The organism is Nonomuraea insulae, assembly GCF_042656245.1.
Genome location: NZ_JBHSPA010000126.1, coordinates 1 through 24,034 on the forward strand (window position 1 = coordinate 1; position 24,034 = coordinate 24,034).

At 70.8% G+C, this 24,034-nt stretch carries 18 protein-coding genes; 9 read left to right on the plus strand and 9 right to left on the minus strand.

What is annotated here, in order from left to right:
• Nucleotides 1-238 precede the first annotated feature (238 nt).
• Nucleotides 239-1,657 (minus strand): serine/threonine-protein kinase, encoded by a 1,419-nt coding sequence (locus ACFPZ3_RS67310; RefSeq protein WP_379524825.1) that lies wholly within the window; start codon nucleotides 1,655-1,657, stop codon nucleotides 239-241.
• A 277-nt stretch (nucleotides 1,658-1,934) separates the two neighbouring features.
• On the opposite strand from ACFPZ3_RS67310, the gene ACFPZ3_RS67315 reads away from it, so the two are divergent.
• Complete coding sequence (locus tag ACFPZ3_RS67315; RefSeq protein WP_379524826.1) at nucleotides 1,935-3,308, plus strand: SPFH domain-containing protein; 1,374 nt, start codon at nucleotides 1,935-1,937, stop codon at nucleotides 3,306-3,308.
• 87 nt (nucleotides 3,309-3,395) lie between these two features.
• Entirely contained in the window at nucleotides 3,396-5,234 is a 1,839-nt protein-coding gene (locus ACFPZ3_RS67320) for an adenylyl cyclase (RefSeq protein WP_379524827.1), read from the plus strand.
• Nucleotides 5,235-5,388: 154 nt separating this feature from the next.
• Here the strand turns inward: ACFPZ3_RS67320 and asnB are convergent, their stop codons facing one another.
• Nucleotides 5,389-7,212 carry an asparagine synthase (glutamine-hydrolyzing) gene (gene asnB, locus ACFPZ3_RS67325; protein ID WP_379524828.1) on the minus strand — a complete coding sequence of 608 codons (1,824 nt, stop codon included), beginning with the start codon at nucleotides 7,210-7,212 and terminating at the stop codon, nucleotides 5,389-5,391.
• A 145-nt stretch (nucleotides 7,213-7,357) separates the two neighbouring features.
• Between asnB and mqo the strand changes: the two genes are divergently transcribed.
• Together mqo and ACFPZ3_RS67335 are read left to right on the plus strand one after the other, a co-directional pair.
• Complete coding sequence (mqo, locus tag ACFPZ3_RS67330) at nucleotides 7,358-8,764, plus strand: malate dehydrogenase (quinone) (protein WP_379524829.1); 1,407 nt, start codon at nucleotides 7,358-7,360, stop codon at nucleotides 8,762-8,764.
• Nucleotides 8,765-8,824: 60 nt separating this feature from the next.
• Complete coding sequence (locus ACFPZ3_RS67335) at nucleotides 8,825-9,514, plus strand: FadR/GntR family transcriptional regulator (protein WP_379524830.1); 690 nt, start codon at nucleotides 8,825-8,827, stop codon at nucleotides 9,512-9,514.
• On the opposite strand, the gene ACFPZ3_RS67340 is transcribed toward ACFPZ3_RS67335, so the two are convergent.
• The 3 genes from ACFPZ3_RS67340 to ACFPZ3_RS67350 all read right to left on the minus strand — a co-directional run bounded on the left by ACFPZ3_RS67340 (nucleotide 9,499) and on the right by ACFPZ3_RS67350 (nucleotide 13,999).
• Entirely contained in the window at nucleotides 9,499-10,590 is a 1,092-nt protein-coding gene (locus ACFPZ3_RS67340; protein WP_379524831.1) for a phosphoribosylaminoimidazolecarboxamide formyltransferase, read from the minus strand. The two genes, ACFPZ3_RS67335 and ACFPZ3_RS67340, sit on opposite strands and share 16 nt — an antisense overlap.
• Nucleotides 10,591-10,669: 79 nt before the next feature.
• The gene (locus ACFPZ3_RS67345; protein ID WP_379524832.1) at nucleotides 10,670-11,665 is read right to left on the minus strand and encodes a glycoside hydrolase family 11 protein; all 996 of its coding nucleotides are present in this window, start codon (nucleotides 11,663-11,665) and stop codon (nucleotides 10,670-10,672) included.
• A 195-nt stretch (nucleotides 11,666-11,860) separates the two neighbouring features.
• Nucleotides 11,861-13,999 (minus strand): septum formation family protein, encoded by a 2,139-nt coding sequence (locus ACFPZ3_RS67350; protein WP_379524833.1) that lies wholly within the window; start codon nucleotides 13,997-13,999, stop codon nucleotides 11,861-11,863.
• 270 nt (nucleotides 14,000-14,269) lie between these two features.
• On the opposite strand from ACFPZ3_RS67350, the gene ACFPZ3_RS67355 reads away from it, so the two are divergent.
• Nucleotides 14,270-15,667: an APC family permease gene (locus ACFPZ3_RS67355; RefSeq protein ID WP_379524834.1), complete on the plus strand. Its 1,398-nt coding sequence runs from the start codon at nucleotides 14,270-14,272 to the stop codon at nucleotides 15,665-15,667.
• A gap of 2 nt (nucleotides 15,668-15,669) precedes the next feature.
• On the opposite strand, the gene ACFPZ3_RS67360 is transcribed toward ACFPZ3_RS67355, so the two are convergent.
• Entirely contained in the window at nucleotides 15,670-16,848 is a 1,179-nt protein-coding gene (locus ACFPZ3_RS67360; protein WP_379524835.1) for an FAD-dependent oxidoreductase, read from the minus strand.
• Between the two features lie 114 nt (nucleotides 16,849-16,962).
• Between ACFPZ3_RS67360 and ACFPZ3_RS67365 the strand changes: the two genes are divergently transcribed.
• Complete coding sequence (locus ACFPZ3_RS67365) at nucleotides 16,963-17,535, plus strand: TetR/AcrR family transcriptional regulator (protein WP_379524836.1); 573 nt, start codon at nucleotides 16,963-16,965, stop codon at nucleotides 17,533-17,535.
• A gap of 6 nt (nucleotides 17,536-17,541) precedes the next feature.
• On the opposite strand, the gene ACFPZ3_RS67370 is transcribed toward ACFPZ3_RS67365, so the two are convergent.
• Genes ACFPZ3_RS67370 through ACFPZ3_RS67380 form a run of 3 tightly spaced genes read right to left on the minus strand, consistent with a single transcriptional unit; the run spans nucleotide 17,542 to nucleotide 20,497 of the window.
• Nucleotides 17,542-19,122 carry an ABC transporter permease gene (locus ACFPZ3_RS67370; RefSeq protein ID WP_379524837.1) on the minus strand — a complete coding sequence of 527 codons (1,581 nt, stop codon included), beginning with the start codon at nucleotides 19,120-19,122 and terminating at the stop codon, nucleotides 17,542-17,544.
• Nucleotides 19,119-20,030: an ABC transporter ATP-binding protein gene (locus tag ACFPZ3_RS67375; protein ID WP_379524838.1), complete on the minus strand. Its 912-nt coding sequence runs from the start codon at nucleotides 20,028-20,030 to the stop codon at nucleotides 19,119-19,121. The genes ACFPZ3_RS67370 and ACFPZ3_RS67375 overlap by 4 nt, the downstream gene beginning before the upstream one ends.
• Nucleotides 20,027-20,497, minus strand: coding sequence for a GbsR/MarR family transcriptional regulator (locus ACFPZ3_RS67380; RefSeq protein WP_379524839.1), 471 nt, complete (start codon nucleotides 20,495-20,497; stop codon nucleotides 20,027-20,029). The genes ACFPZ3_RS67375 and ACFPZ3_RS67380 overlap by 4 nt, the downstream gene beginning before the upstream one ends.
• Nucleotides 20,498-20,611: 114 nt before the next feature.
• On the opposite strand from ACFPZ3_RS67380, the gene ACFPZ3_RS67385 reads away from it, so the two are divergent.
• The 3 genes from ACFPZ3_RS67385 to ACFPZ3_RS67395 are packed head-to-tail and all read left to right on the plus strand — an operon-like array spanning nucleotide 20,612 to nucleotide 24,026.
• On the plus strand, nucleotides 20,612-21,139 hold the full coding sequence (locus ACFPZ3_RS67385) for a PadR family transcriptional regulator (RefSeq protein ID WP_379524840.1): 528 nt from the start codon (nucleotides 20,612-20,614) through the stop codon (nucleotides 21,137-21,139).
• Nucleotides 21,136-21,828: an ABC transporter ATP-binding protein gene (locus ACFPZ3_RS67390; RefSeq protein WP_379524841.1), complete on the plus strand. Its 693-nt coding sequence runs from the start codon at nucleotides 21,136-21,138 to the stop codon at nucleotides 21,826-21,828. Before ACFPZ3_RS67385 ends, ACFPZ3_RS67390 begins: the two co-directional genes overlap by 4 nt.
• Entirely contained in the window at nucleotides 21,825-24,026 is a 2,202-nt protein-coding gene (locus ACFPZ3_RS67395) for an FtsX-like permease family protein (protein ID WP_379524842.1), read from the plus strand. The genes ACFPZ3_RS67390 and ACFPZ3_RS67395 overlap by 4 nt, the downstream gene beginning before the upstream one ends.
• The last annotated feature ends 8 nt before the right edge of the window (nucleotides 24,027-24,034 follow it).

Here is a 24,034-nt window from a genome sequence, read left to right on the forward strand (position 1 = left end):
GGCCCTTCGGGTAAGGCGGATGGCCGAACCATAAGATGCCGAGCAGATTGCCGCAATATTTCGACGAGATTGCGCAAAGAAATAACTGCGGCTCGTGCGAGTTTGAGTATCTTTCCCCTGCGTATGCCCGTGAGCTGGGCGGCTGGCGAATTGTGACAGCACGCAAGCGGCAACGTCCGGCGAGCGCAAGTAGCCGCAAGACTTGCGCTCCCGGTGCGTCGGTTTGCGTAAGCCGGCCTCAGGCCAGCTGAACCAGCGCCACGATCACCGACGTCAGCGCGATCGGCCCCATCACGGCCACCGACACCACGGTCGCCCGCCGGCGGGGCAGGATCCGGGCGAGGGCGTTCGAGGCGGTCCGCCGTGCCGCGCCCGCGCCGGGCAGCACGAACAGCCCCATCGTGAAAGCGCCCGCGGCCAGGGACTCCGCGTGGCTGCCGTTCAACCGGCCGGCCGCGTGCAACAAGGCCGCGGCGGCGATGCCGAACGCCAGCGAGAGGATCAGATGGCCCCCCGCCACGAGTGCGGCTCTGGACGGCGCCGGCCTGGTCTCGGCGAGGAAGTAGTCGCCGGCGCGCAACGCCAGCGAGAGCGCCGCCGCCACCAGCCCCACGGCGACCGGCATCATGACGGTGAACGCCATCAGCGTCACGACCAGCAGCACCCCGACGAAATCGGGGCCGGCCAGGAACCGCCGCAGGTCGAAGGGCTCCTTGGGGGCCTGGGGGCGCTCCCGCGGCCGATCGGCCTGGACGGTCGGCGCCGGCCGCTCCCCCTCCTGGCGCCTGCGGGCGTATTCGACCGGAGGCAGCAGGTCGGAGACCACGTCCATGGTCAGCGTCCCGCCGGCCTTCCTGGTGCCGGGATCGAGCGTCCTGGCCATCCGCAGCAGCTCCCGCGCGCTGGGCCGGGCGGCCGGATCGACCTGCAGCGCGTGGCTCAGCCAGTCGCGCAGCCAGGCCGGCGCCTTGTCGATCTGGGAGCGCCCCTCCATGGTGTTGAAGCAGACCGCCTCGAACGTCCCCGAGCCGAACGGCGGCAGCCCCGTGGCGGCGAAGAACACCGTCGAGGCCAGCGCGTGCACGTCGGCCGCCTGGGTGATCTGCGAGGCACGGATGATCTCCGGCGCCAGGTAGCCCGGCGTGCCGACGAACATCCCGCTCTGCGTCAGCCTGGCCGCGTTCACCAGATGCGCGATGCCGAAGTCGATGACCAGCGGCTCGCCGCCGACCAGCATGACGTTGGACGGCTTGAGGTCCCGGTGGATCACCCCGGCCGCGTGCACGTCCACCAGCGCCTGGCAGAGCCCCTCGGCGAGCCTGACGACCTCGCGCGCCTCCAGCGGGCCGTGGGTCAGCACGGCGTCCTCCAGCGTGCGGCCCGCGGCGAACCTGGTCACCACGTAGGGCCGCCCGCCGGTCAGCTCGGCGTCGATCACCTCGGCCACGTAGCGGCTGCGCACCCGCCGCATGGTCTCCACCTCGCGGAACAGCCGGTCGCGCGCCTTGAGGTCGGCTGCCACATGCGGGTGCAGCACCTTGATCGCCACTTCACGACCCGCACCGTCGAGACCGAGGTGGACGACCCCCATGCCGCCCTCGCCGATCTTCCCGACCACCCGGTAGGGGCCGAGATTCTCCTGCGTCTGCGTGCTCATACCCGACGTCCATCCTCCGTGATCCCCCGGCACTGGCCCGGACATTGTCCCGCGGCGTTCCCCCGAATTGCACAGTAAGCGACGATCGGCGCAAGTGCGGCTGCCGGCCCACCTTCAGGTACGACATCCGCTCGGTGATCTCCGACGCCACCGGGGCGTCCGTCGAGTTCCGCACCTCCGCGATCGGCCGCTCCGGTAACCCGTAAACGCACGGTTGCGGGGGCTCGGCGGCGTAGGCGAGACTCATCCGCATTCGGCAGGTGAGTCGGAGGTCACGATGAGCACCCCTGGCAAGGGCAACGCCTATCTGGAGCAGGTCGTCGCACAGCAGGCGGTGCTGGAGGACGACCTCAGGGCTCGCCGCATCCCGGGCGAGCCCCCGCTCGCGCCGTCGCCACTGGCCAAACGCGATCGAGCCCTGAGCGCCCCGCTCCCCGACAGGCCCTCCCCCGGCCCGGTGGACATCCGGATCACCGGTTTCTGGCGCTGGAAGAACGTCCTGGTCCCGCCGAACGCCTACGTGGTCCACACCCGCCGAGGCCGCCAGGAGCCGCTGCACATCGGCCTCGGCGTCTCCTTCCGCTACAACCCCTCCACCGACTCCTTCCTGGTGGTCCCCGGCGCCACCCAGACCATCCTGATCAACGCCTACTGCGTCTGCCAGGAACTGCAGGGGGTCTTGGTGCAGGGCTACGTGCAGTGGGGGATCCACTCCTTCCCAACCGCCTACCGCAAACTGGACTTCGCCGACCTCCAGGACCCCATGCGCCTGGTCAACCTCCAGCTGAGGGAGCAGGCCGAGGCCGCCATCAAGGACAAGGTGGCCACGATGGGCATCCGCGACGTCCTGAGCGACAAACAACCCATCATCGAGGAGCTGACGGCGCGCCTGCGGGCGGTGGCCGAGGGCGAGGACAACAGCGACCAGGGCCTGGGCCTGCGGATCGTCACCGTGCAGATCAAGGAGGCCGTGGTCAGCTCCTCACGCCTGTGGGAGAACCTGCAGAAGCCGTACCGGGCCGAGCAGGGGCAGGTCGCCCGCCTGGCGGAGCTGCGGTCCGAGGAGGCCATCGGCCAGCGCGAGATGGCCGCGGAACGCCTCAAGGAGACCCAGCGCCTGGAGTACGAACGGGAGCTGGCCGAGTTGCGGGCCCGCAACGACGCCTGGCAGTTCGACACCGAGGTGGCCGAGCGCCTGCGGCGTACCCAGCGCACGCACGACGACTCCAGGGCGGTGGCGGAGCTGGAGACGGAGACGACCCGGCACGCGCTGCGGATGGAGCGCGAGCGGCACGCGGAGGAGGCCGAGACGGGCAGGCTCAGGGTCGAGCGGGAGCAGGAGCTCAAGCGCCTGGAGCTCGACGGTGAGCTGGAGCTGGCGCGTTCCAGGACGCTGGCCGATCACGAGCGGGCGCTGCTCGACGTGGAGCGTACGCGGCTGCGGGCCGAGATCGACAACCAGCAGACGCCGTCGAGCCTGCAGGCCAAGCTGATCGACTCGCTGCCGGAGATCATGGAGCGGCTCCCGAAGCCGGAGGAGCTGCGCATGGTGTCGATCAACGGCGGCGACCGGACGACCGTGTCGGGCCTGCTGGCCGAGCTGGCCGTGGTGGTCGGGGTGCTGCGTTCGGCGGTCAACGGGGATTCCTGAGGCTTGTGATCGGACCGGTTCACGCGGTACAAACGCGTTAACCCATCGAGAGAGCGCTCTCTCAGGCTGCGGGAAAGGACCACCTGTATGACAACCCAGAGGCGCCGTCCGGGACGGGCGTTCACGTTCGGTCTCGTGCTGGCGACCGCCGTCTTATCGGCCGGAACGCCCGCCACCGCCACCACCGCCACCCCCGGCCTCGGCCCCAACGTCACCGTCTTCGACCCCGGCATGCCCGTCGCCGACATCCAGTCCACCCTCGACGCCGCCCACGCCGCCCAGGTCGACAACGAGATGGGCACCACCCGCCACGCCTACCTGTTCAAGCCCGGCACGTACGGCACCACCGAGCACCCGCTGCAGATCAAGGTCGGCTACTACACCGAGATCGCCGGCCTGGGCGCCTCGCCCACCGATGTCGTCATCAACGGCAAGGTCGAGGTCTACAACCGCTGCCTGGCCGACGGCGGAACCGGCAACTGCCTGGCGCTCGTCAACTTCTGGCGGACGTTGTCCAACCTGTCGATCAACGTCAACGCGGCCGGCCAGGACGGCTGCCGGTCGACGGCGAACTTCTGGGCCGTCTCCCAGGCGGTGTCGCTGCGCCGGCTCAACATCAGCGGCGGCAACCTGTCGCTCATGGACTACTGCACCGCCGGCCCCCAGTACGCCAGCGGCGGCTTCATCGCCGACTCCAGGCTGCCGGCCGTGACGAACGGCTCGCAGCAGCAGTGGCTGACCCGTGACAGCGAGGTCGCCGGCTGGTCGAACGGCGTCTGGAACCAGGTCTTCTCCGGCGTCGTCGGCGCGCCGGACGACGCCGCCTTCCCGAACCCGCCGTACACGACGCTCGACACCACCCCCGTCAGCCGGGAGAAGCCCTACCTGTACACCGACGCGCGCGGCAGGTACCAGGTCCGCGTGCCCGCTGCCCGCAAGGGCACCCGCGGCGTCTCCTGGGCCGGCGGCATGACGCCCGGCCGGACGATCCCGCTCACCGACTTCTTCGTCGCCAGGCCGTCGGACCCGGTGCAGGTCATCAACAACCAGCTCGCGCGGGGCAAGAACCTGCTGCTCACGCCCGGCGTGTACGACATCGCGCGGAGCATCGAGATCAAGCGCCAGAACACGGTCGTCCTCGGCCTCGGGCACGCCACGCTCACCGCCGTCCACGGCTCGACCCCGATCGACGTCGCCGACGTGCCCGGTGTCGTCGTCGCCGGCGTGACCATCGACGCCGGCCTCCAGAAGTCGCCGGTCCTGCTGAGGGTGGGCAGGCAGCACGGCAGGAGCCGAGGCCCGGCGGACAACCCGACGACCCTGTCCGACGTGTACTTCCGCGTCGGCGGCCCGCACATCGGCAGGACCGAGACCGCGCTGGAGGTCAACAGCGACAACGTGCTCATCGACCACACCTGGGTGTGGCGCGCCGACCACGGCGTAGAGGGCTTCACCGACACCCAGCGCTGGAACACCAACATCGGCCGCAACGGCGCCGTCATCAACGGCGACCACGTGACCGCGACCGGCCTGTTCGTCGAGCACTTCCAGCGCTACAACACCGTCTGGAACGGCGAGGACGGCACGACGATCCTCTACCAGAACGAGCTGCCGTACGACCCGCCGACGCAGGCCGACTGGATGAACGGCGACGTGGAGGGCTGGGCCGGCTACAAGGTCGGCGACCGCGTGCGAAGGCACAACCTGTACGGAGCCGGGGTGTACGTCTTCAACCAGAACAACCCGGAGATCCACACCGAGAACGGCTTCGAGGTTCCGGAGACCCCGGGCGTCAGGCTGCACCACATCATGACGGTCAACCTCAGCGCGGGAACGATCGACCACGTCGTCAACGGCGTGGGCGAGGCGGCCGACACGACCAAGGTCGGCGTGCCGGTCTACGTCACGGATCATCCCGCCCCGTAAGTTCGGGATGATCAAGGGGTTCGGGACGGTCAAGGCAGGAGCTTCACCGCGTTCTCGTAACGCGTCTTCTGGAGAGTGGCCAGCCGTTCGACCACAGGACGGTTGGCCGCGATGACCTTCTCCTGCGCCGGCCGGCCCTGGAACGGCTGCCGGTTCAGAGTGCGAGTTCGACCTCGTACCGGCGCAGCCATTGGTCGAGTTGCAGCAGACGTTCCAGCGCCGTGCGGGTCGAGGGGCCGGGGGGTTGTTCGACGGTGGCGCGGGCCTTGTCCCAGTCGATCAACTGGGCGGCCGGTGAGTCGCCCTGCTGGAGCAGGGCGCGGGCCTGGTCGTGCAGGGCGCGGTCGTAGGCGGGGTCCTGGGTGGCCGGGTACGGGCTCTTGACGCGCTGCAGGATGCCCTCGGGCAGCAGGTCCGCCGCGGCGGCCCTGAGCAGGCTCTTCTCGCGGCCGTCGAACGTCTTCTGCGACCAGGGGGCGTTGAAGACGTACTCCACCAGGCGGTGGTCGCAGAACGGCACCCGCACCTCCAGCCCCACGGCCATGCTCATCCGGTCCTTGCGGTCGAGCAGGATCTGGACGAACCGGGTCAGGTGCAGGTAACTGACCTCACGCATGCGCCGCTCGTGACCGCTCTCGCCCGGCAGGTGCGGCACCTCGGCGAGGGCCTGCCGGTAGCGCTCGTCGCGGTAGCCGGCCAGGTCGAGGTCGTGCCCGAGGTCGTCCTTGAGCAGCCGCTCCGCGCCGATGTGGGCGCTGGCCCCCGGGATGGCGAGCCAGGGGAAGGTGTCGGCCTCGACCGCCTCGCGCTCGTGGAACCACCGGTAGCCGCCGAACACCTCGTCGGCCGACTCCCCCGACAGCGCCACGGTGGAGTGGCCGCGGATGGCCTTGAACAGCAGGTACAGCGAGCTGTCCATGTCCCCGATGCCCATCGGCAGGTCGCGGGCCCGCAGCACGGCCGAGCGCACCCCCGGGTCCATCAGCTCGCCGGAGTCGAGCACGATGTCGGTGTGGTCGGCGCGGGCGTGACGGGCCAGCTCGTGCACGTAGGGCGTGTCGGGGGTCGAGCGGGTGAGGTCCGGTTTGAAGTTCTCGGTGTAGCCGGCGAAGTCGACGGAGAACGAGCGTACGGTGCCCAGGTTCTGCTCGCGCAGCTGCTTGGCGGCCAGGGCGGTGATCGCGCTGGAGTCCAGGCCGCCGGAGAGCAGGGCGCACAGAGGCACGTCGCTGATGAGCTGGCGGGCGACGATGTCGTCGAGCAGTTCGCGTACGGTCTTGACGGTCTGGGGGATGTCGTCGGGGTGTTCGTGGGAGTCGAGCTGCCAGTAGCGGCGTTTGCGCAGGCCGTCGCGGCTCACGTGGACGACCTGGCCGGGGCGCACCTCGTACATGCCGGTGAAGACGGCGTGTTCGGGGGTCTTGACGAACGACATCAGCTCGCGCAGGCCGTCGGCGTCGAGCACGCGGCGGGCGAGCGGGTTGGCGAGGATGGCCTTGGGCTCCGAGCCGAACAGCACGCCGTTCTGGGTGGGGTAGTAGTACAGCGGCTTGATGCCCATGCGGTCGCGGACGAGAACCAGGTGTTCCGCCCGGGAGTCCCAGATGGCGAAGGCGTACATGCCGTTGAGGTGCTCCGCCAGGTTCTCCCCCCATTCGAGGTAGGCGTGCAGCACGGCCTCGGTGTCGCTGCGCGTGCGGAAGTCGTGGCCGAGGGCCGACAGCTCCGCGCGGAGCTCTTCGAAGTTGTACACCTCGCCGCTGTAGGTGAGGACGGCGTCGCCGGCGACCATCGGCTGACGGCCGCCGGCGAGGTCGATGATGGCGAGCCTGCGGTGGCCGATGGCCGCGTGCGGCGCCGTCCAGAGCCCTTCGTCGTCGGGCCCGCGGCAGGCCATGGTGTCCGTCATGGCCTGCGCGGTCTCCCGCTCCTGGCGCAGGTCGCGGTCGAAGTCCACCCATCCGGCGATGCCACACATGTCGGTCCCCCACTCCCGAGGGTCCTAGGTGTGCCCGCTCCCAGGTAGATCGTTCGCAACGGCTCCGAATAGCCTCGGGGCGAAGCAACCTGTCATACAGGCTAGAGTCCTGTCATACATGTTGCCCGCCGTAAGGAGACGTCACGTGATCGCCACGGACTACGACGTGGTGCTGGTCGGCGGCGGGATCATGAGCGCCACCCTCGGTGTGCTGCTGCGCCGGGCGCAGCCCGGCTGGTCGATCCTCGTGCTGGAACGGCTGGACGGGCTCGGCCAGGAGAGTTCGTCGGCGTGGAACAACGCGGGCACCGGCCACGCGGGGCTCTGCGAGTTCAACTACACCCCGCTCACCGGCGCCGGCTCGATCGACGTCAGCAGCGCCATCACCGTCAACGAGCAGTTCCGGCTGTCGCGGCGGTTGTGGGCGCGGCTGGCCGAGGAGGGGGCGCTCGGCGAGCCCGCGGACTTCATCCGCCCGGTCCCCCACTTCAGCTTCGCCCACGGCGCCGCCGGGGTGGAGCACCTTCGCCTCCGCCACGAGGCCCTGCGCGGGCATCCGCTGTTCGACGGGATGGAGTTCACCCGCGACCGGGACGTCATGGCGCGGTGGCTGCCGCTGATGTTCGGCGATCGCCCCGCGGGCGAGCAGGTCGCGCTCTGCCGTACGCGGGGAGGCACCGACGTCGACTACGGGGTGCTCACCCGGCGGCTCTTCGCGGCCCTGGAGCGCGACGGCGTCGAGGTGCGGCGGGGCCACGAGGTGCGCGCCCTGCGCCGGGGCGACCGGTCCTGGCGGCTGCTCGTACGGGATCGCTCGCGCGACTACGGCGTAGGCGGTTCGTTCGTGTTCCTCGGCGCGGGCGGAGGAACGTTGCCCCTGCTCCAGAGCGCCGGCGTACCCGAGACCCGGGCGTACGGCGCCTTCCCCATCAGCGGGCGGTTCCTCCGCACCGCCGACCCCGAACTGATCGCCCGCCACCACGCGAAGGTCTACAGCCACGCCGAGCCCGGCGCCCCGTCGTTGTCGGTGCCGCACCTGGACACCCGGGTCGTGGACGGCCGCGCGTACCTCATGTTCGGCCCCTTCGCCGCGTTCTCGCCGCGCTTCCTCAAGCGTGGCCGCCTCACCGACCTGCCACGGTCGGTGACCCGCCACAACGCCGGCACACTCCTGGACGCGGCACGCGGCAACCTCGATCTCCTGCGTTACCTCGTGGGCCAGGTGGCGCAGACCCGGAGCGGCCGGATGCGGGCGCTGCGGCGGTTCGTCCCGGACGCGCGGGCGGCCGACTGGGAGGTCATCACCGCGGGTCAGCGGGTGCAGGTGGTCAAGCGGGTGAACGGCAGGGGGTCGATCGCGGGGTTCGGGACCGAGGTCGTGACGCCGGCCCCCGGCGGCCTGGCGGCCCTGCTCGGCGCCTCTCCCGGCGCCTCGGCCTCAGTGGCGATCATGCTCGATGTGCTCGAACGCAGCTTTCCCGACCGTATGCCGGGCTGGCGGCCCGCGCTGCGGACCCTGCTTCCCAGCGCCCTGGAGCAGAGCGATGACTGACGATCACGGCACCCTGGAGCGGAGCCATGACTGACGATCACGGAGCCTTGGAGCGGAGCGATGACTGACGATCACGGCGCCAGCCTCGCCGACCGGGTGGAGGGCGAGCTCAGGGCCGGCATCGGGCACGGGACCTGGCGGCCTGGTGAGCTGCTGCCCTCCGAGGGGGAGCTCGCCGGCCGGTTCGGGGTCAGCCGCACCGTCGTACGCGAGGCGATCTCACGGTTGCGCGCGGCGGGGCTGGTCGAGACGCGGCGGGGACGCGGGTCGTTCGTCCTGGCCAGGCCCGCGGCGCAGGACTTCACGCGCTCCATCGGCACCGTGCGGAACCTGGAGGACCGGCTGCACCTGCTCGAACTGCGGCGCGGGATCGAGGTGGAGTCCGCGGCCCTCGCCGCCGCCCGCCGCACGCCCGCCACCCTGGCCGCCATCGACGCCGCGCTGCGCCGCATGGCCACGGTCCGGGGCAGCGCGGGCGACGCGGTCGAGGCCGACTTCGCCTTCCACCGCGCCGTCGCCGTCGCCACCGGCAACCGCTTCTACCTCGACCTGCTCGACGCGCTCGGCCCCGGCGCGATCACCCGGCCGTACGCCGGGGACGAACACGACCCCGGCCACGTGGACCGGGTGCTCGGCGAGCATCACAAGATCCGGGACGCGATCTCCGCCGGCGACGCGCTGGGCGCCGCCGCGGCCATGCGCACCCACCTGGACGCCTCCAGGGCCCGATCGGCTCAGTGGTGGAAATAGCGGTGGGCGGTGTGGACGAGCGTCATCTCCAGCTTCCGGCAGGCCTCGGTCACGGCGTCGTCGCGAATCGAGCCCGCCGGGGCGGCGATGGCGGTCACACCCCGTCCTGACGCCTCCAGCACGTTGTCCGCGAAGGGAAGGTAGCCGTCGGAGACCAGCGCCAGGTCCGTGAACGCGGCCAGCCATTCGGCCCGCTCCGGCGCACCGAGCCGGGCAGCCGCGGCGTACAGCTCGTTGATCCGCGTCTGAGGGCTCTCCCCCGCGCCCGCGGCGAGCACGCGCGGGTGCTGGATGAGCCACCAGTTGGCCGCCTTCTCCCCCGCCAGCCTGGTGCAGTCGATGCGTGACTGCTGCCCGGCCCCGATGCCCATGACGAGGCCGTCGCGTGCGTAGACGACGGAGTTGGACTGCGTGAACCTCGCGGTCGCGATGCCGAGCAGCAGGTCGCGCCGCGCCCGGGACGACAGTTTCCCGGAGACGACCTCGCCCAGCTCGGCGCCGGGGTCGATGGGGGCGTCGCCACGGGCCTGGGTCAGGCGCACGCCGAACACCTCACGCGACTCCTCCGCCGGAGGCTCGTAGGCGGGGTCGGCCTGGAGGATGAGGTAGGCGCCCTTCTTCTTCTCCCGCAGGAGCTCCAGCGCGCGCGGGGAGAAGCCGGGAGCGATGATCCCGTCGGAGACGACCTTCCTGATCAGCCGGGCGGCCGACTCGTCCACCTCGGCCGAGAGCGCGATGAAGTCGCCGAAGGAGGAGCGCGGGTCGGAGGAGCGGGCGCGGAAGCAGGCGCTCGCCGCCTCGGAGAAGTCGTGCCCACCCACGTCGTAGGCGTCGAGCATGAAGGCGGGAACCTCGCCGGGCAGCGCGACTCCGGCGGGCGAGACGTGCTTGAACGAGGTCGCGGCGACCTCCCCCGTGGCCGCGGAGGCCACCCGCACGAGCTGCCAGGCGTTCAGCGCGTCGAGCAGGTTGATGTATCCGGGCCGGCCCGACAGGACCTCGAACGGCAGCGCCCGCCCGACAGGAGTGGCCGAGGCGGGCGCTTGATGGGGGTTCATTCCATAACGGAGCTGCATGACCAACCGTTCGGATCGCTACGGCAGAGCTGACCAGCGTAACGATGGCGTGGCGGTCATGGGCCGCCGCCCCCAGGGATCAGCTCGCGCTGCAGGAGACCGTCGGCCAGGTCGTGTTGCCGCCGTGCTGGATCGTCACCCCCCAGTTGTTGCCGTTGCCGTTGGGCCGGGCGGTCAGCACCTGGGTGCTGGGATAGGTGGCGCTGATGTTCCAGCTCGCGATGATCTTCGCCGGGGACGGCACGTTCATGGTCACGGTCCAGTTGCTCGAACCGCTGACCGAGACGTTGAGGTTGTACCGGTCGCTCCAGCTCTGACCGGCGGACAACGTCGCGGTGCAGCCACCGCCGCCACCACCACCACCGCCGCCCCCGCCACCGCCGCCGGTGCCGTCCACGGTGATGTTGGAGCTGCCGCTGCTCTGATATCCCTCTGTCGCGAGAATCATGTAGTCATGGCTGCCCAGGTTCATTCCATAACGGGCCCAGGCGTCGAAGTGGTTGCCGGCGGTGATGGTTCCGCCCGTCTTCTTCGACTGGCGGACGCTCCAATACTGGTTGAAGGTCTTGTTGCCCTCGATGGAGGGGGCGTTGTAGCGGGTCGTCTGGTAGACGTCGTACGTGCCGCCGTCGCTGGTGACCGTGCCCTTGTACGTGCCCGTGGGCCGATAGGTGCCCCAGTTGTCGACGATGTAATACTCCACGAGCGGATTTCTCGTCCACCCGTAGAGGGTCAGATAGGCATTGCCGGACGGGTTGAAGCTGCCTGAATAGTTCACGGTCCTGCGACTGCCGGGATTCCAGCCTTTTCCGGCGACGAAGTTCCCGGTGTTGCGCCATGAGGTGCTGTAATTTCCACCGGATCCCAGGTCCATGGAGACCGAGCCCTGGCTGTCGGTCCAGAACGAATAGAAGTAGCCGTTGTTGGTGCCCGTCTGGTTGGTGGTTATGGCCGCGTGGGCGATGCCGGGCGGCATCACCAAGGCCATGATCAGCGCTACGACCATGGCGCTGACGCGGGCGATGAGCTTCCTGACGCGTCCATGGCTCGGCGGATGGGCGGGGGCGCCGTTCATGTGCGTACTACCTCCTCGTGAAGGCTGGGCTGGGGGGCGAAAGTATCGGTGAAGTGACGAAAGTATCGGCCTGGTTTCGTCAAGCTGTCAACGATTCCTGTACGGCAGTGATGGACATGACGGCATGGCACCCTGGTCAACCGCCTAGTCAGGCTCACATCAGGCGGGTGAAAGTTTCGCGTTATACCCGAAACATCAACGACGGCTGCCCTGGAGCGGCACCGTGTTCGGTCCCGCCGGGTCCCGTACGAGGCAGACGATGTCCTCGTCGCCGACCAGCCAGGACTCCCTGGTCGGTGTCAGGTAGCGCAGATCCAGCCCGGACTGCTGGTGCGGTATCCCGATGTAGGTCTGGAACGCGGCGGCACACAGCCGGTCAGCCCCGGCGTCGACCGCGGCCTGCCCGGGGAAGGCGTCGAAGGTGACGACGTGGTGCGAGACCACCTCGTAGCCGTGCTCGCTCCCGCAGGGGCGCACCTCGTACCGCAGGGCCAGTTGAGGCTGGTCGCGTGTGACTTCCTCGGACGGCACGGACAGGCACATCCCGGGGGCCAGCTCATGCCCTTCGAGGATCCGCCGGGAGCCGCCGGCGACGCCGGCGAGAACCAGCGCGCACGACAACACCGTGATCCACGCCGCGCGACCGCGCCAGCGGTCCCGCCTGCGGGATGGGGCGGGCGCGCGGATCGCCCGGCGGCCCAGCGCCGCGTCGATCGCCACCTCGTAGTGCCACTCGTCACGCCACTTCCCCAGGAGCACCCTCCAGTCGCCCGGCGTGATGGGCTCCGTACGGCTCAGCGTGGCGGACTCCGCACGGCTCAGCGTGACGGACTCCGCACGGCTCAGCGTGACGACCAGCGCGTGACGGCGGGCCGCGGCCGGGACCGGTGGCCAGCCGGCGCTCCCGCCTATCTCGTTGAAGGCGTCCCAGCGCCGTTCGAGCTCGGCCTCACGGAGCGGCGGCACCACGATCATCATCTTGTCCGCGGCGGCGAGCCGCTCGATCGTCCGCAGCTCCCAGGCCAGCCCCTCGGTACGGCCGAGGACGACGACGATCGCCGAAGCGTTCAGGATCCGGTCCTCGATCTCCGCCTGCCAGGTGCCGGCCGGGAGGTACTCCCTGGCCGCGCCGAGCTGGGCGAGCCGTTCGCCCGGCCGCCCGACCGCGACGACGGGTCCGAATCGCCACAGATGCCAGGTCAACATGAGCTCGAACCGCTCACGCCGGAAGGCCAGCAGACGTTCGAGAAGCGAGTGCCGCGGCGACATATGGGTGTAGACCCTCAGCTTGTCGTCCCTGAACGAGCGCAGGTACAGCAGCCACGGCCGGGCGTCACGCTCCCGCTGGTCCACCGCGCGAAGCGCCGCGTGGCGACGGCCCAGCGTGTACGCCTGGAGGCCGATGAGCGACACCACCACCTGCAGCACCAGAACCGCACCGCTCAGGGACGCCACACGTGCCGTGGCGCCGGGGATCATATACGACGAGTTCTTGTTCATCTCCGCGAGGAGCACGATGAGGCCGGCGGCCAGCGCGAGCAGCCAGAGCGGCAGGACGACGAGCACGTGCCGCCCGGTGAAGAGCCGGCGTCGGGGCGGCGCCGTGCTCGGCGCCCATCCGGGCGGAAGGTCATCGCCGGATGCCGGGAACACCACCTCGGCGGCGGCCCGCCCCGACAGGGCCACCACCGGGAGGACCACGATGGCGCCGATCACCTCGATCGGCACGCCGTTCTTGACGAGCGTGGACACCACGGACGAGATCGTGGAGCTCGCCACGATGGCCACGACCACCAGGATCGGCCACCTGAGCAGGCGCAGCCACCGCACCTCCCGCATCGCCTGGCCGAGGCCGGAGGCGTTGAAGGCGGTGACGAGCAGAAAGGTGTTCAGCAGCGACACGGCCGGGCTCGGGCCGGCGCCGAACGGGTTGTCGAGGCTGGTCACGGCCAGTTCGCCGATCCCGATCATGAAGCCGGCGGTGAATTCGCCGCCCTCACCTGGTAGGGCGATCCCAAATCCGGATAACAGGAAGACGAGAAGCGCGAGAACGGCCGCGGCCAGCGTGACGCGGGCGGCCAGAACACCGCCCCGGCGCAGCTCGCGCCCCGCCCAGACGGCCGCGGCGACTGCCGCGATGACAGCCACGGCGACAGCCACGATCACGTAGACGAGTGGGCCGTGACCGGAGAACGGCGTGCTGATGACCGACACCGCCGTCGCCGCGAGATACGCCATGAGGAGCCGGACCGGCAGGATTCCGCGGATCACCCGTTTCCTGCTCGTCACGGCCCGGCCGAGATCGATCGCCTGATCGCTCACGTCAACGGACATCTCCCCTCACGTGCCGCGCATTCGCGATATTAGGCCGCGATATCGGCGCGGCATATGTTCCCGTAACTAGACGAGCTCGCGGGGAGGGCGCCCGTGATCGCCGACTCTGCGTGACGACGTATTCACGGATGACGGTCCAGGATCGTAAAGTGTCAGGATGATGGTCGAGATCACGTGGCCGCCCTGCCGCGCAGGGCCCGGCCGGCCGAGTTCGGGACGTTCCTCCTGCCCATGCGGCCTCACGGCTGATGCACGACAAGGACCACCCCCATGGCTCAAGTCAGTCCCCCCAGTCCTGCCGAGGCGGAAAGCGGCCAGCCCAGTCTGAAGCGGGTGATGGGCCCCGGCCTGTTGCTGCTGTTCATCGTCGGCGACATTCTCGGAACCGGTGTCTACGCGCTGACCGGCGAGGTCGCCGGCGAGGTGGGTGGCGCCGCCTGGCTGCCCTTCGCCATCGCCTTCATCGTCGCCCTGATCACGGCGTGCTCATACCTCGAACTCGTTACGAAATATCCGGAGGCGGCGGGAGCTGCCCTTTACGTACATAAGGCATTCGGCAAACACATCCTGACCTTCCTCGTGTGCTTCGCGGTGATGTGCTCGGGCATCACCTCGGCCTCTGCGGCATCGCGGGCCTTCGCCGCGAACCTCGCCGCCGGATTCGGCCTCGACGTGGGCAACGGCGTCATCCTGCTGATCGCCGTGCTGTTCATGCTCCTGATCCTGGCCGTCAACCTGCGCGGCGTCGGCGAGAGCGTCAAGATCAACGTCGTGCTCACCGCGGTCGAGCTGTCGGGGTTGCTCCTGGTCATCGTGCTCAGCATGTACTTCATCCTCGGCGGCCAGGCGGACTTCTCCCGCGTCGTCGCCTTCGAGACCCCCTCCGACAAGAGCGTGTTCCTGGCGATCAGCGCCGCGACGTCGCTGGCCTTCTTCGCCATGGTCGGGTTCGAGGACTCCGTCAACATGGCGGAGGAGACGAAGGAACCGTCCCGGATCTTCCCGCGCATGATGTTCACCGGGCTCGGCATCACCGGGCTGATCTACGTGCTCATCTCCATCTGCGCCGTGGCCGTGGTCCCCGTCGGAAAGCTCGCCGAGAGCGAGACACCCCTGGTGACGGTGGTGCAGACCGCCGCCCCCGGCGTGCCGATCGCGGACCTGCTGCCGTTCATCTCGATGTTCGCCGTCGCGAACTCCGCGCTGATCAACATGCTGATGGCCAGCCGGCTCCTGTACGGGATGAGCAAGCAGGGCGTGCTGCCGCCCTTCCTGGCCAAGGTGCACCTCACCCGCCGCACCCCGCACGCGGCGATCGTGTTCACCACCATCATCGCCATCGGCCTCATCTCGTTCCTCTCGCTGGACCCGGAGAGCCCGGTCGTGTCGTTGCTGGGCGGGACGACGTCGCTGCTCCTGCTCGCGGTCTTCGCGTTCGTCAACGTGTCCGTCCTCGTCCTGCGCAGGGACGACACGGGGGTGGAGCACTTCAAGGCGGGCCGCGTCCTGCCCGTGCTCGGCACCATCACCTGCCTCTACCTCGTCCTGCCGTGGTCCTCAGGACGCCCGGCCGGGCAGTACGAGATCGCGGGGGTGCTGCTGGCGATCGGCCTGCTCCTCTGGCTGGCGTCCTGGCTGACGAGCAGAAGGAAAACCATGACCGGGTGAGGTCACGACGACCGGTAGGCGGCCGCGTTGGCGAGGTAGCGCTCGTGCTCGGCCTGGGGGTCGGGCGCCTGCGCGGCGGTGACGGCGCCCGTGGCGAAGAAACGCTCCAGGGCGTCGTTGGCCCCCACGGCGTGCTCGCCCGAGCGGGGCAGCATGGTCGCCTCATACCGGGTGATGGCCTCGTCGATGGTCGGCTCCTTCGCGATGGCGTGGGCCAATTCGGCGCCGTCGAGCATGGCGAGGTTGGCGCCGAAGCCGCCGAAGGGGGACATCAGGTGCGCCGCGTCGCCCAGCAGCGTCACGCCGGGTGTGTGGTCCCAGGTGAGCGGGGCGGGCAGGATGTGGATCGGGCGGCTGACGTAGCCGCCGTCGCAGTCGGTCAGGAACGGCCGGAACCGCGGCTCCCACCCGGCGTACTCCTGGAGCAGGAAGGTGTGGACCGCGTCCCGGTCGCCGAGGTCGAGGTCGTTCAGGACGCGGGCCTCGGCGCGCAGGGCCAGGAAGGCGCGGACCCGGCCGTTGCTGTTGCGCTGGCCGATGACGGCACGGCCCTGGCCGTCCTTGGCGAACATGTGGCCGTCGCCGACCAGCTCCGCGATCGCGGGGTGGCGGTGCTCGACGTCGTCGTAGTAGACGTCGAGGAAGCAGACGCCGCTGTAGGCGGGGACGGCGTCGCACAGCAGCGGGCGCACGCGGGACCAGGCGCCGTCTGCGCCGATGACCAGGTCCGCCTCGGCGCTCGCCGCGCCGTCGAACTCCAGGCGGTGCGCGCCGTCGCCGAGCGGGACGGCGTGGAGCAGTTTGTGCCCCCATCGGATCGTGCCGGGCTCGACGTTCGCGGCGAGCATGGCCCGTAGTTGCCCGCGGTCGACCTCCGGCGCGGCGACGTCCCCGGCGTCGGGCACGTACGCGTTGAGCACGGTGCCGTGCTGGTCGAGCATGCTCTTGGCCTGACCCTCCGGCCTGGCGAGCGCCATGAACTCCGCCAGCAGGCCCGCGTCCTCCAGCGCGATCTGCCCGGAGTCGGCGTGCAGGTCCAGGGTGCCGCCGGGGTCGCGGGCGAGGGCCGAGGCGTCGGCGTCGTAGACGGTGACGTCGATGCCGTGGGTCTGCAGGACGCGGGCGCAGGTGAGCCCGCCGGGGCCGGCGCCGACGATGGCGATGCGAGGGCTGGTCTCCATGATGTTCTCCTCAAGTCACTGAACGGGCGTTCGTTAAGCTCATCCAGAGAGTAGCCGAACGCCCGTTCAGCAAGCAAGCTGAACGGGCGTTCGGTGGTGAACTATGCTGGCGGCGTGACGACCACAACAGGCGGCAGGCGCTCAGGCGCGGAGACCCGGGCGCAGATCCTCCAGGTCGCCCTGCGGCTGTTCGCGGAGAAGGGCTACGAGGCCACCTCGACCAGGGACATCTCCAGCGAGCTCGGCATGACCAAGTCGTCGCTCTACTACCACTTCCGCAACAAGGAGGCGATCCTGCTGGGCCTGATGGAGGATCGGGCGCGCGAGCTCGACATCTTCATCGAGTGGATCAACGCCCAGCCGGCCACGCCCGGCCTGCTCCAGCGGGCCGTCATGCGATGGGTGGAGACCAGCACCCCCGGCCGCCTCGAGGTCATGCGCGTCGCGGGGGCCAACCAGCCCATGTTGCGGCGCATCGACGGCCGCTACAACGTCAGGCAGCTCTTCGACCGCGTCATCGACCTGCTCGTCGACCCGGAGGCGAGTCAGGAGGAGCGGTTGTTCGTGCGCATGGCGTTCGACACGGTCAGCGCCGCGCTGGTGGCGGCCCAGGGCACCGGCGCGAGCGCCGACGACGTGCTGGCCGCGGCCCGCCGCGCCAGCCGGGAGCTCGTAAAAGCCTTCTGATGACGGTCAGGCCAGGTGGCGGCGCCTGAAGCCGTACATGCCGGCCACCGTCAGCACGGCCGCGATGGCCGGCAGGATCAGCAGGGGCGCCGCCGAGAGGGCCGCCGCCGGCAGCTTCGGGATCTCGATGAACGGCGAGGCGCTCGCGATCGAGTCGTCCACGCCGGGGAGCTGGGCCAGCAGGAACACCAGCACGTTCAGCACGAGGATCCCCCAGGCGCCCGCGACGGCAGCGCGAGGGACCAGGCCGTACAGGAGGGTCGCGACGCCGATCATGATCCAGACGGCGGGCAGGTAGACCAGCGCGCCCCCGAGCAGCCTGGGCACTTCGCCGGCCACGTTCCCGCTGGTCAAGCCGAAGATGAGACCCCCGCTGAGTCCGAGCGCGGCCAGGATGGCGGCCGAGCCCGCGGCCGCCACGAGCAGGTGCGCGCCGAGCCAGCGCAGGCGGCCGATCGGAGTGGCCAGCATGGGCTCGGCGCGGCCCGCCAGCTCCTCGGTGCGCGCCCGGAGCGTGACCTGCACCCCGTACGCCGCCGCGGCCAGCGCCAGGATGTACAGGAACAGGGCGAAGACGCCGTCCACCGGCCTGCCGCCGCCGCCCAGGTAGTCGATGAGGTCCTGGAGCTGGCGGCTCTGCCCGGCCTGGCCGGTGACGCTCTGCGCGATGCCGCCCAGGACGGCGCCCGCGCAGCAGAAGCCGATCACCCAGCCGGTCAGCGTGGTCCTGTGCAGGCGCCAGGCCAGGGAGAACGGGCCGCGCAGGGCGGGCGACGCGGTGGCCGGCCCCGGGCGTACCGGGAGCAGACCGGCGCCGAGGTCCCTGCGGGCGGAGAGTGCCACCGCCACCCCGGCCAGCGCCAGCGTGGCGGCGGCGGGCAGCAGCAGCACCGGCCACTGCTCCCCCGCGAACGGCCGCACCCGGTGCGCCCAGCCGAGCGGCGACAACCAGGAGAGCGCGCCGCCGCTCGCGTCTCCGAGAGCGCGCAGCACGTACGCGACGGCCAGGACGATGAGGCCGATGCCCCTGGCGCCGCCCGCGCTCTCGGACGCCTGGGCCGTGACCGCGCCGATCCCGGCGCAGACGCAGCCCACGCTCGCGATCGCCAGCCCCAGAGCCAGCGACCCGCCGCCCGGCAGGCCGGCTCCGGTGAGGGCCAGGGCGGTGAGCAGGCCGGTCAGGCAGCAGGCCACGACGCTCACGATCAGCGCCGCGACGAGCTGCGCGTGCCGGCCCACCGCGGTCGAGCCGAGCATCTCGCGGCGGCCGGAGTCCTCCTCGGCCCGGGTGTGCCTGACGACCGTCAGCAGGCCGGCCAGGGCCGCGCCGAGCAGGCTGCGCACCCCGACCTGCCAGCTCGTGATCGCGCCCGCGCTGTCGCCGAAGATGGGGCCGACGAGCGCCAGCTCCATCGGGTTGCCCGCGATCCCGGAGGCCCACTCCCTGCGTGCGGCCTCGGTGGAGTACAGCTCCAGGACGCCGGCGGCGGTGCTCGACGTGATCGCGGCCAGGCCCAGGATCCAGACCGGCAGGAGCAGGCGGTCCCTGCGCAGGATCAGCCTGATGAGCGACCCGACGCCCGTCATCGCGACGCTCCTGACGGTTCGCGCACGGCGGCGTGGCCGTAGTGCCTGATGAACAGCTCCTCCAGGGTCGGCGGCGCGGAGGTGAGCGATCGGATGCCGAACGTGTGCAGGTGCCCGACCACCGCGTCCAGCGACGCCGTGTCCACCGACAGGCTGGCCCTGGTGCCCTGGATGTCGGGATCGTGCACTCCGGGCAGGTCCGCCAGGCCGGTCGGCGGGGCGGCGGTCTCGACCGTGATGCTCGTGGTCGTCAGGTGGCGCAGCTCGGACAGCGTGCCGCGCTCGACGGTACGCCCCTCCCGCACGATGCTCACCCGGTCGCACAGCGCCTCGACCTCGGCCAGGATGTGGCTGGACAGCAGCACGGTCTTGCCCTGCCGCTTCGCCTCGCGCACGCAGTCCTGGAACACCACCTCCATCAACGGGTCCAAGCCGGAGGTGGGCTCGTCGAGGATGTACAGGGGGACGTCCGAGGCGAACGCCGCCACCAGCGCGACCTTCTGCCTGTTGCCCTTGGAGTAGGTGCGGGCCTTCTTGGCCGGGTCGAGCCCGTACATGTCGAGGAGTTCGGCGCGGCGGGCCCGGTCGATGCCGCCCCTGAGCCGGCCGAACAGGTCGATGACCTCGCCGCCGGTGAGGTTGGGCCAGAGGTTGACGTCGCCGGGCACGTACGCGAGCCGCCGGTGCAACTCGACCGCGTCGTTCCACGGGTCGGCGCCGAACAGGCCGACCGTGCCGCCGTCGGCGCGCAACATGCCGAGGAGCACCCTGATCGTGGTGGTCTTGCCCGCGCCGTTGGGGCCGAGGAAGCCGTGCACCTCGCCCTCCGCGACCTCCAGGTCGAGCCCGTCGAGCGCGGTGAAGCGGCCGAAGCGTTTGGTCAGGCCGAGTGCCGTGATCACGTTCACGCGTTTCCCTCCTCGCGGTAGCGCTGCCAGCGGCGGACGAGTTCGTCGCCGTACTCCTTCTCCATGAAGGCGAGAAAGTCGGCGAACTCGCCCAGCCGTTCCCCACGTGCCGGGTCGTCGCCGATGATCTTCAGGCCGAGCTGGGACAGGTCCCTGCCCGCGCTCAGGAACCCGATCCGCGACTGCGCGATCTGCAGCCAGCCGTCGGCCTTGACCTGGTAGCGGTGCTGCCGCGTGCCGGGCGCGGGCACCCGCTCCACGAAGCCGGCCTGCTGGAGCTGCCTGATCACGGTGCTCACCGAGGCCTTGCTGACCTGCAGCACCTCGGCCAGCTCGGTGATCGACTGGTCGGGCGGCTCGCTGATCAGCAGCCAGCCGAACATCCGGCCGGCGGTGCGGTTGCCGCCGGCCATCTCGAAGAAGAGTCCGAAGCGCTCAAGGTAGTCGCTCTCGTCATCTGTGGGCATGTCACTCCCATACAGATCGTTCAGTTTGGACTTAACGTTCTGTACGTTAGCAGATTCCGGGAAGAATTTCTCCTTATACGCGCGGCGTATACCCTCGGTGTATATTGACCGGCCATGAGCGTTCCCCTAGCCCTGCTCGGCCTCCTGGAGCGGGAGCCCAGCCACGGTTACGACCTGAAACGGGACTACGACACCTACTTCGGCAGGGGCAGGACCCTTCCGTTCGGGCAGGTGTACTCCACGCTCGCCCGCCTGGCCAGAGACGGCAAGGTCACCGCCGGGCAGAGCGAGCCTGGCGACGGCCCTGACCGCAAGCGCTACGTGATCACCCCGGTCGGCACGAGCGAGGTGGCGTCGTGGCTGGCCGAGCCGGTCGCGGCGGAGCCGTACCTGCAGACGGTGTTGTTCACCAAGGTCGTGCTGGCGCTGATGCTGGACCGCGACGCGGCGGGCTACCTCGACACCCAGCGCGCCACGCACCTGCGGCGCATGCGCGAGCTGTCCGAGGTCAAGCGGGGTGGCGCGCTGGTCGACACGCTGCTCGCCGACCACGCCCTGTTCCATCTGGAGGCCGACCTGCGGTGGATCGACGTCACCCAGGCCCGACTCGGGGCGCTGGCGGAGACGGTGCGCGAGCGATGATCGTCAACGCACTGCTGCGGGCCGAGGGGATCAGCCGCTCCTTCGGCAACACGCCCGCGCTGCGGGAGGCCGCCGTGTCGGTGAACGCGGGCGAGGTCCTGGCCATCATGGGGCCCAGCGGATCGGGCAAATCGACGCTGCTGCACTGCCTGGCCGGGATCTTCACCCCGGACAGCGGGGAGGTGTGGTTCGACGGGCGGCGGCTGGACACGCTGGACGACGGCAGCCGCAGCGAGCTGCGGCGCACCGCCTTCGGCTTCGTCTTCCAGTTCGGCCAGCTCGTGCCGGAACTGACCGTGGCCGACAACGTGGCGCTGCCGCTGCTGCTCGGCCGGACCAGGCGCAAGCCCGCCTACGCGCGGGCGGCGTCCTGGCTGGAGCGGCTGGAGCTGGGCGGGCTGGGCGGACGGCGTACCGGGGAGTTGTCCGGCGGGCAGGCGCAGCGGGTGGCCATCGCCAGGGCGCTGGTGACGGGGCCGCGGGTGGTCTTCGCCGACGAGCCGACCGGCGCGCTCGACTCGCTCACCGGCGAGCACGTGATGGAGCTGCTGGTGGGCCTGGCCCGCGAGGAGGGCACCACGGTGATCGTGGTGACGCACGACGCCCGGGTGGCCGCCGGCGCCGACCGGGAGATCATCGTACGCGACGGCAAGGTGACCGACCCGTACGCGAGCGGGATCGTCCGATGATGCTGCTGGGCCTGCGGCTGTCGTTGCGCGGCGGCAGGGAGACGGCCGCCAGGCTGGCGCTGATCGTGGCCGGGGTGGCGGTCGGCGTCACGGTGTTGCTGGCGACGCTGGCGCTGTTCAACGCCTTCCTGACCGCCAACGACCGCCCCTGCTGGGAGTGCACGCGCGGCGCCGCGCCCAACGGCTGGGCCCTCGACGCCACCGCCGACGGCGCGTTGTGGAACCTGCGCGAGGACTACTACGCGGGCCGGAAGATCAAGAGGCTGGACGCGGCGGCGCTCGGCGACCGGGCGCCGGTCATCCCCGGCCTGTCCCGCATGCCAGACCCCGGTCAGTACTACCTCTCCCCCGCGCTCGGCAGACTGCTGGACTCGGCCCCGCCCGAGCAGCTCGCCGGCCGCTTCCCCGGCACCCGGGCGGGCCTGCTCGGCCAGGCGGCGCTGTCCGGGCCCGACGACCTGGCCATCGTCGTGGGGCACGCCCCGCAGCAGGTCGCCGCCATGATCGGCACCCGGCAGGTGGACGCGGTGGCCACCGGACCCGCGATCGACGAGAACACGGACGTCTACCAGGTCGCGTTCGGCATCGCGGCCATCGGGCTGATCGTCCCGCTGCTGGTGCTGGTGGGCACCGCCACCCGCCTGGCCGCCGCCCGCCGCGAGACGCGGTTCGCGGCGATCCGGCTGGTCGGCGCCACCTCCCGGCAGATCAACACGCTCGCCGCGGTGGACGCCGCCGTGGGCGCGCTGCTCGGCGCGCTGGCCGGCGCCGGGCTCTTCCAGCTCGTACGCCCGCTCGTGGCCGGAGTGCGGATCACCGGCTCGCGCTTCTTCCCCGAGACCATCGTCCCGAGCCTCTGGCAGTACGTGGCCGTACTCGCCGGTGTGCCGCTCGTCGCGGCCGTCGCCGCCCTGTGGTCGCTGCGCCGGGTGCGGATCTCGCCGCTCGGCGTGGCCAGGAAGGCCGTCAAGCCGCCGCCGAGGGCGTGGCGGGTGATCCCGCTCCTGGCCGGGCTGGGATTGTTCGCCGGCCCGGCGTTCCAGAACGGCAAGCCGCAAGCCGCGCCGGTCTACGCCGGGATCGTGCTCGTCATGGCCGGGCTGCTGCTGGCCGGGCCGTGGCTGACGATGCTGGCCGCGCGCCTGGCCGCCCGGCTCACCCGCGGCGCGGCGACGCTGCTGGCCACCCAGCGGCTGGCCGACGACCCGAAGGCCGCGTTCAGGTCGGTGAGCGGGCTGGTGCTGGCGGTGTTCATCGGGACGACGATCGCGGCCCTCGTTCCGGCGGTGCTCGCCGGGCAGCAGGCCGTGGCCGGAGGCAGGCTCAACGACGTGCTGGGCGCCACCCTCTACCGGCCGGGTGTGCCCGGTCTGGCGCCGGGACCGGGGGCGGACCTGGTCGCCCGGCTGCGCGCCTACCCCGGGGCGGAGGTGCTGCCGATCTACGCCCGCACGGACCTGGCGGAGGACCGGCGCATGCCGCCCGCGAGGTCCGTGGTCGAGTGCTCGCAGCTGGCCCGGTTCCCCGTGCTGGGCAGTTGCCCCGCGGGCGCGCGGGGAGTGGCGGGGAACTTTGCCCGTATCGTCGGCGCCGACAATCCCCTCACCATCGACAAGCTCCTGCCCTTGTCGGGCCCCGCGAGTCAGTCCGTCTCTCCCGCCGGGCTCGACCTGGAGGCGGTCATGGTCCGTACGGGAGACCCGGCGACGCTGGAGCGGCTGCGTACGCTGCTGGCCGGGCACACCGAGGAACCACCGATGACCTTCGCCGAGGTCGCCCAGGTCAGAGCGGACCTCTACACCCGGGCGGAGAGCGTCGCGCTGGTCATCGTCGCGCTCACCCTGATCGTCGGCGGCTGCAGCCTCGTCGTGGCGGTCGGCGGCGGCCTGGTCGAGCGGCGGCGGCCGTTCACCCTGCTGCGGCTGGCCGGCACGCCCACGCGCACCCTGGCCGCGGTGGTGCTCCTGGAGTCGGCGCTGCCGCTCCTCCTGGCCGCCGTGCTCGCCGCCGGCGCCGGCTTCGGCGTGGCCGAGCCGCTCATCGACCAGCTCGCGATGAAGCACGCCTCCCTGGCGATGCCGGGGCCGGTCTACTTCGCGACCGTCGGCGGCGGCCTGGCCGTCTCCCTCCTGGTGATCCTCACGGCCCTGCCGCTGCTCGGCCGCATGACCGCGCCCGACAACGCGCGTTTCGAATAGGAGTCCCG

Excerpts from the sequence above, each read along its gene's own strand:
- ACFPZ3_RS67315 (WP_379524826.1), top strand. The coding sequence starts at position 1,935 with ATGAGCACCCCTGGCAAGGGCAACGCCTATCTGGAGCAGGTCGTCGCA.
- ACFPZ3_RS67340 (WP_379524831.1), bottom strand. The coding sequence starts at position 10,590 with ATGCAGCTCCGTTATGGAATGAACCCCCATCAAGCGCCCGCCTCGGCC.
- ACFPZ3_RS67380 (WP_379524839.1), bottom strand. The coding sequence starts at position 20,497 with ATGCCCACAGATGACGAGAGCGACTACCTTGAGCGCTTCGGACTCTTC.
- ACFPZ3_RS67370 (WP_379524837.1), bottom strand. The coding sequence starts at position 19,122 with ATGACGGGCGTCGGGTCGCTCATCAGGCTGATCCTGCGCAGGGACCGC.
- ACFPZ3_RS67360 (WP_379524835.1), bottom strand. The coding sequence starts at position 16,848 with ATGGAGACCAGCCCTCGCATCGCCATCGTCGGCGCCGGCCCCGGCGGG.
- ACFPZ3_RS67320 (WP_379524827.1), top strand. The coding sequence starts at position 3,396 with ATGACAACCCAGAGGCGCCGTCCGGGACGGGCGTTCACGTTCGGTCTC.
- ACFPZ3_RS67350 (WP_379524833.1), bottom strand. The coding sequence starts at position 13,999 with ATGTCCGTTGACGTGAGCGATCAGGCGATCGATCTCGGCCGGGCCGTG.
- ACFPZ3_RS67395 (WP_379524842.1), top strand. The coding sequence starts at position 21,825 with ATGATGCTGCTGGGCCTGCGGCTGTCGTTGCGCGGCGGCAGGGAGACG.
- ACFPZ3_RS67310 (WP_379524825.1), bottom strand. The coding sequence starts at position 1,657 with ATGAGCACGCAGACGCAGGAGAATCTCGGCCCCTACCGGGTGGTCGGG.
- asnB (WP_379524828.1), bottom strand. The coding sequence starts at position 7,212 with ATGTGTGGCATCGCCGGATGGGTGGACTTCGACCGCGACCTGCGCCAG.
- ACFPZ3_RS67385 (WP_379524840.1), top strand. The coding sequence starts at position 20,612 with ATGAGCGTTCCCCTAGCCCTGCTCGGCCTCCTGGAGCGGGAGCCCAGC.
- ACFPZ3_RS67335 (WP_379524830.1), top strand. The coding sequence starts at position 8,825 with ATGACTGACGATCACGGCGCCAGCCTCGCCGACCGGGTGGAGGGCGAG.
- ACFPZ3_RS67345 (WP_379524832.1), bottom strand. The coding sequence starts at position 11,665 with ATGAACGGCGCCCCCGCCCATCCGCCGAGCCATGGACGCGTCAGGAAG.
- ACFPZ3_RS67355 (WP_379524834.1), top strand. The coding sequence starts at position 14,270 with ATGGCTCAAGTCAGTCCCCCCAGTCCTGCCGAGGCGGAAAGCGGCCAG.
- ACFPZ3_RS67390 (WP_379524841.1), top strand. The coding sequence starts at position 21,136 with ATGATCGTCAACGCACTGCTGCGGGCCGAGGGGATCAGCCGCTCCTTC.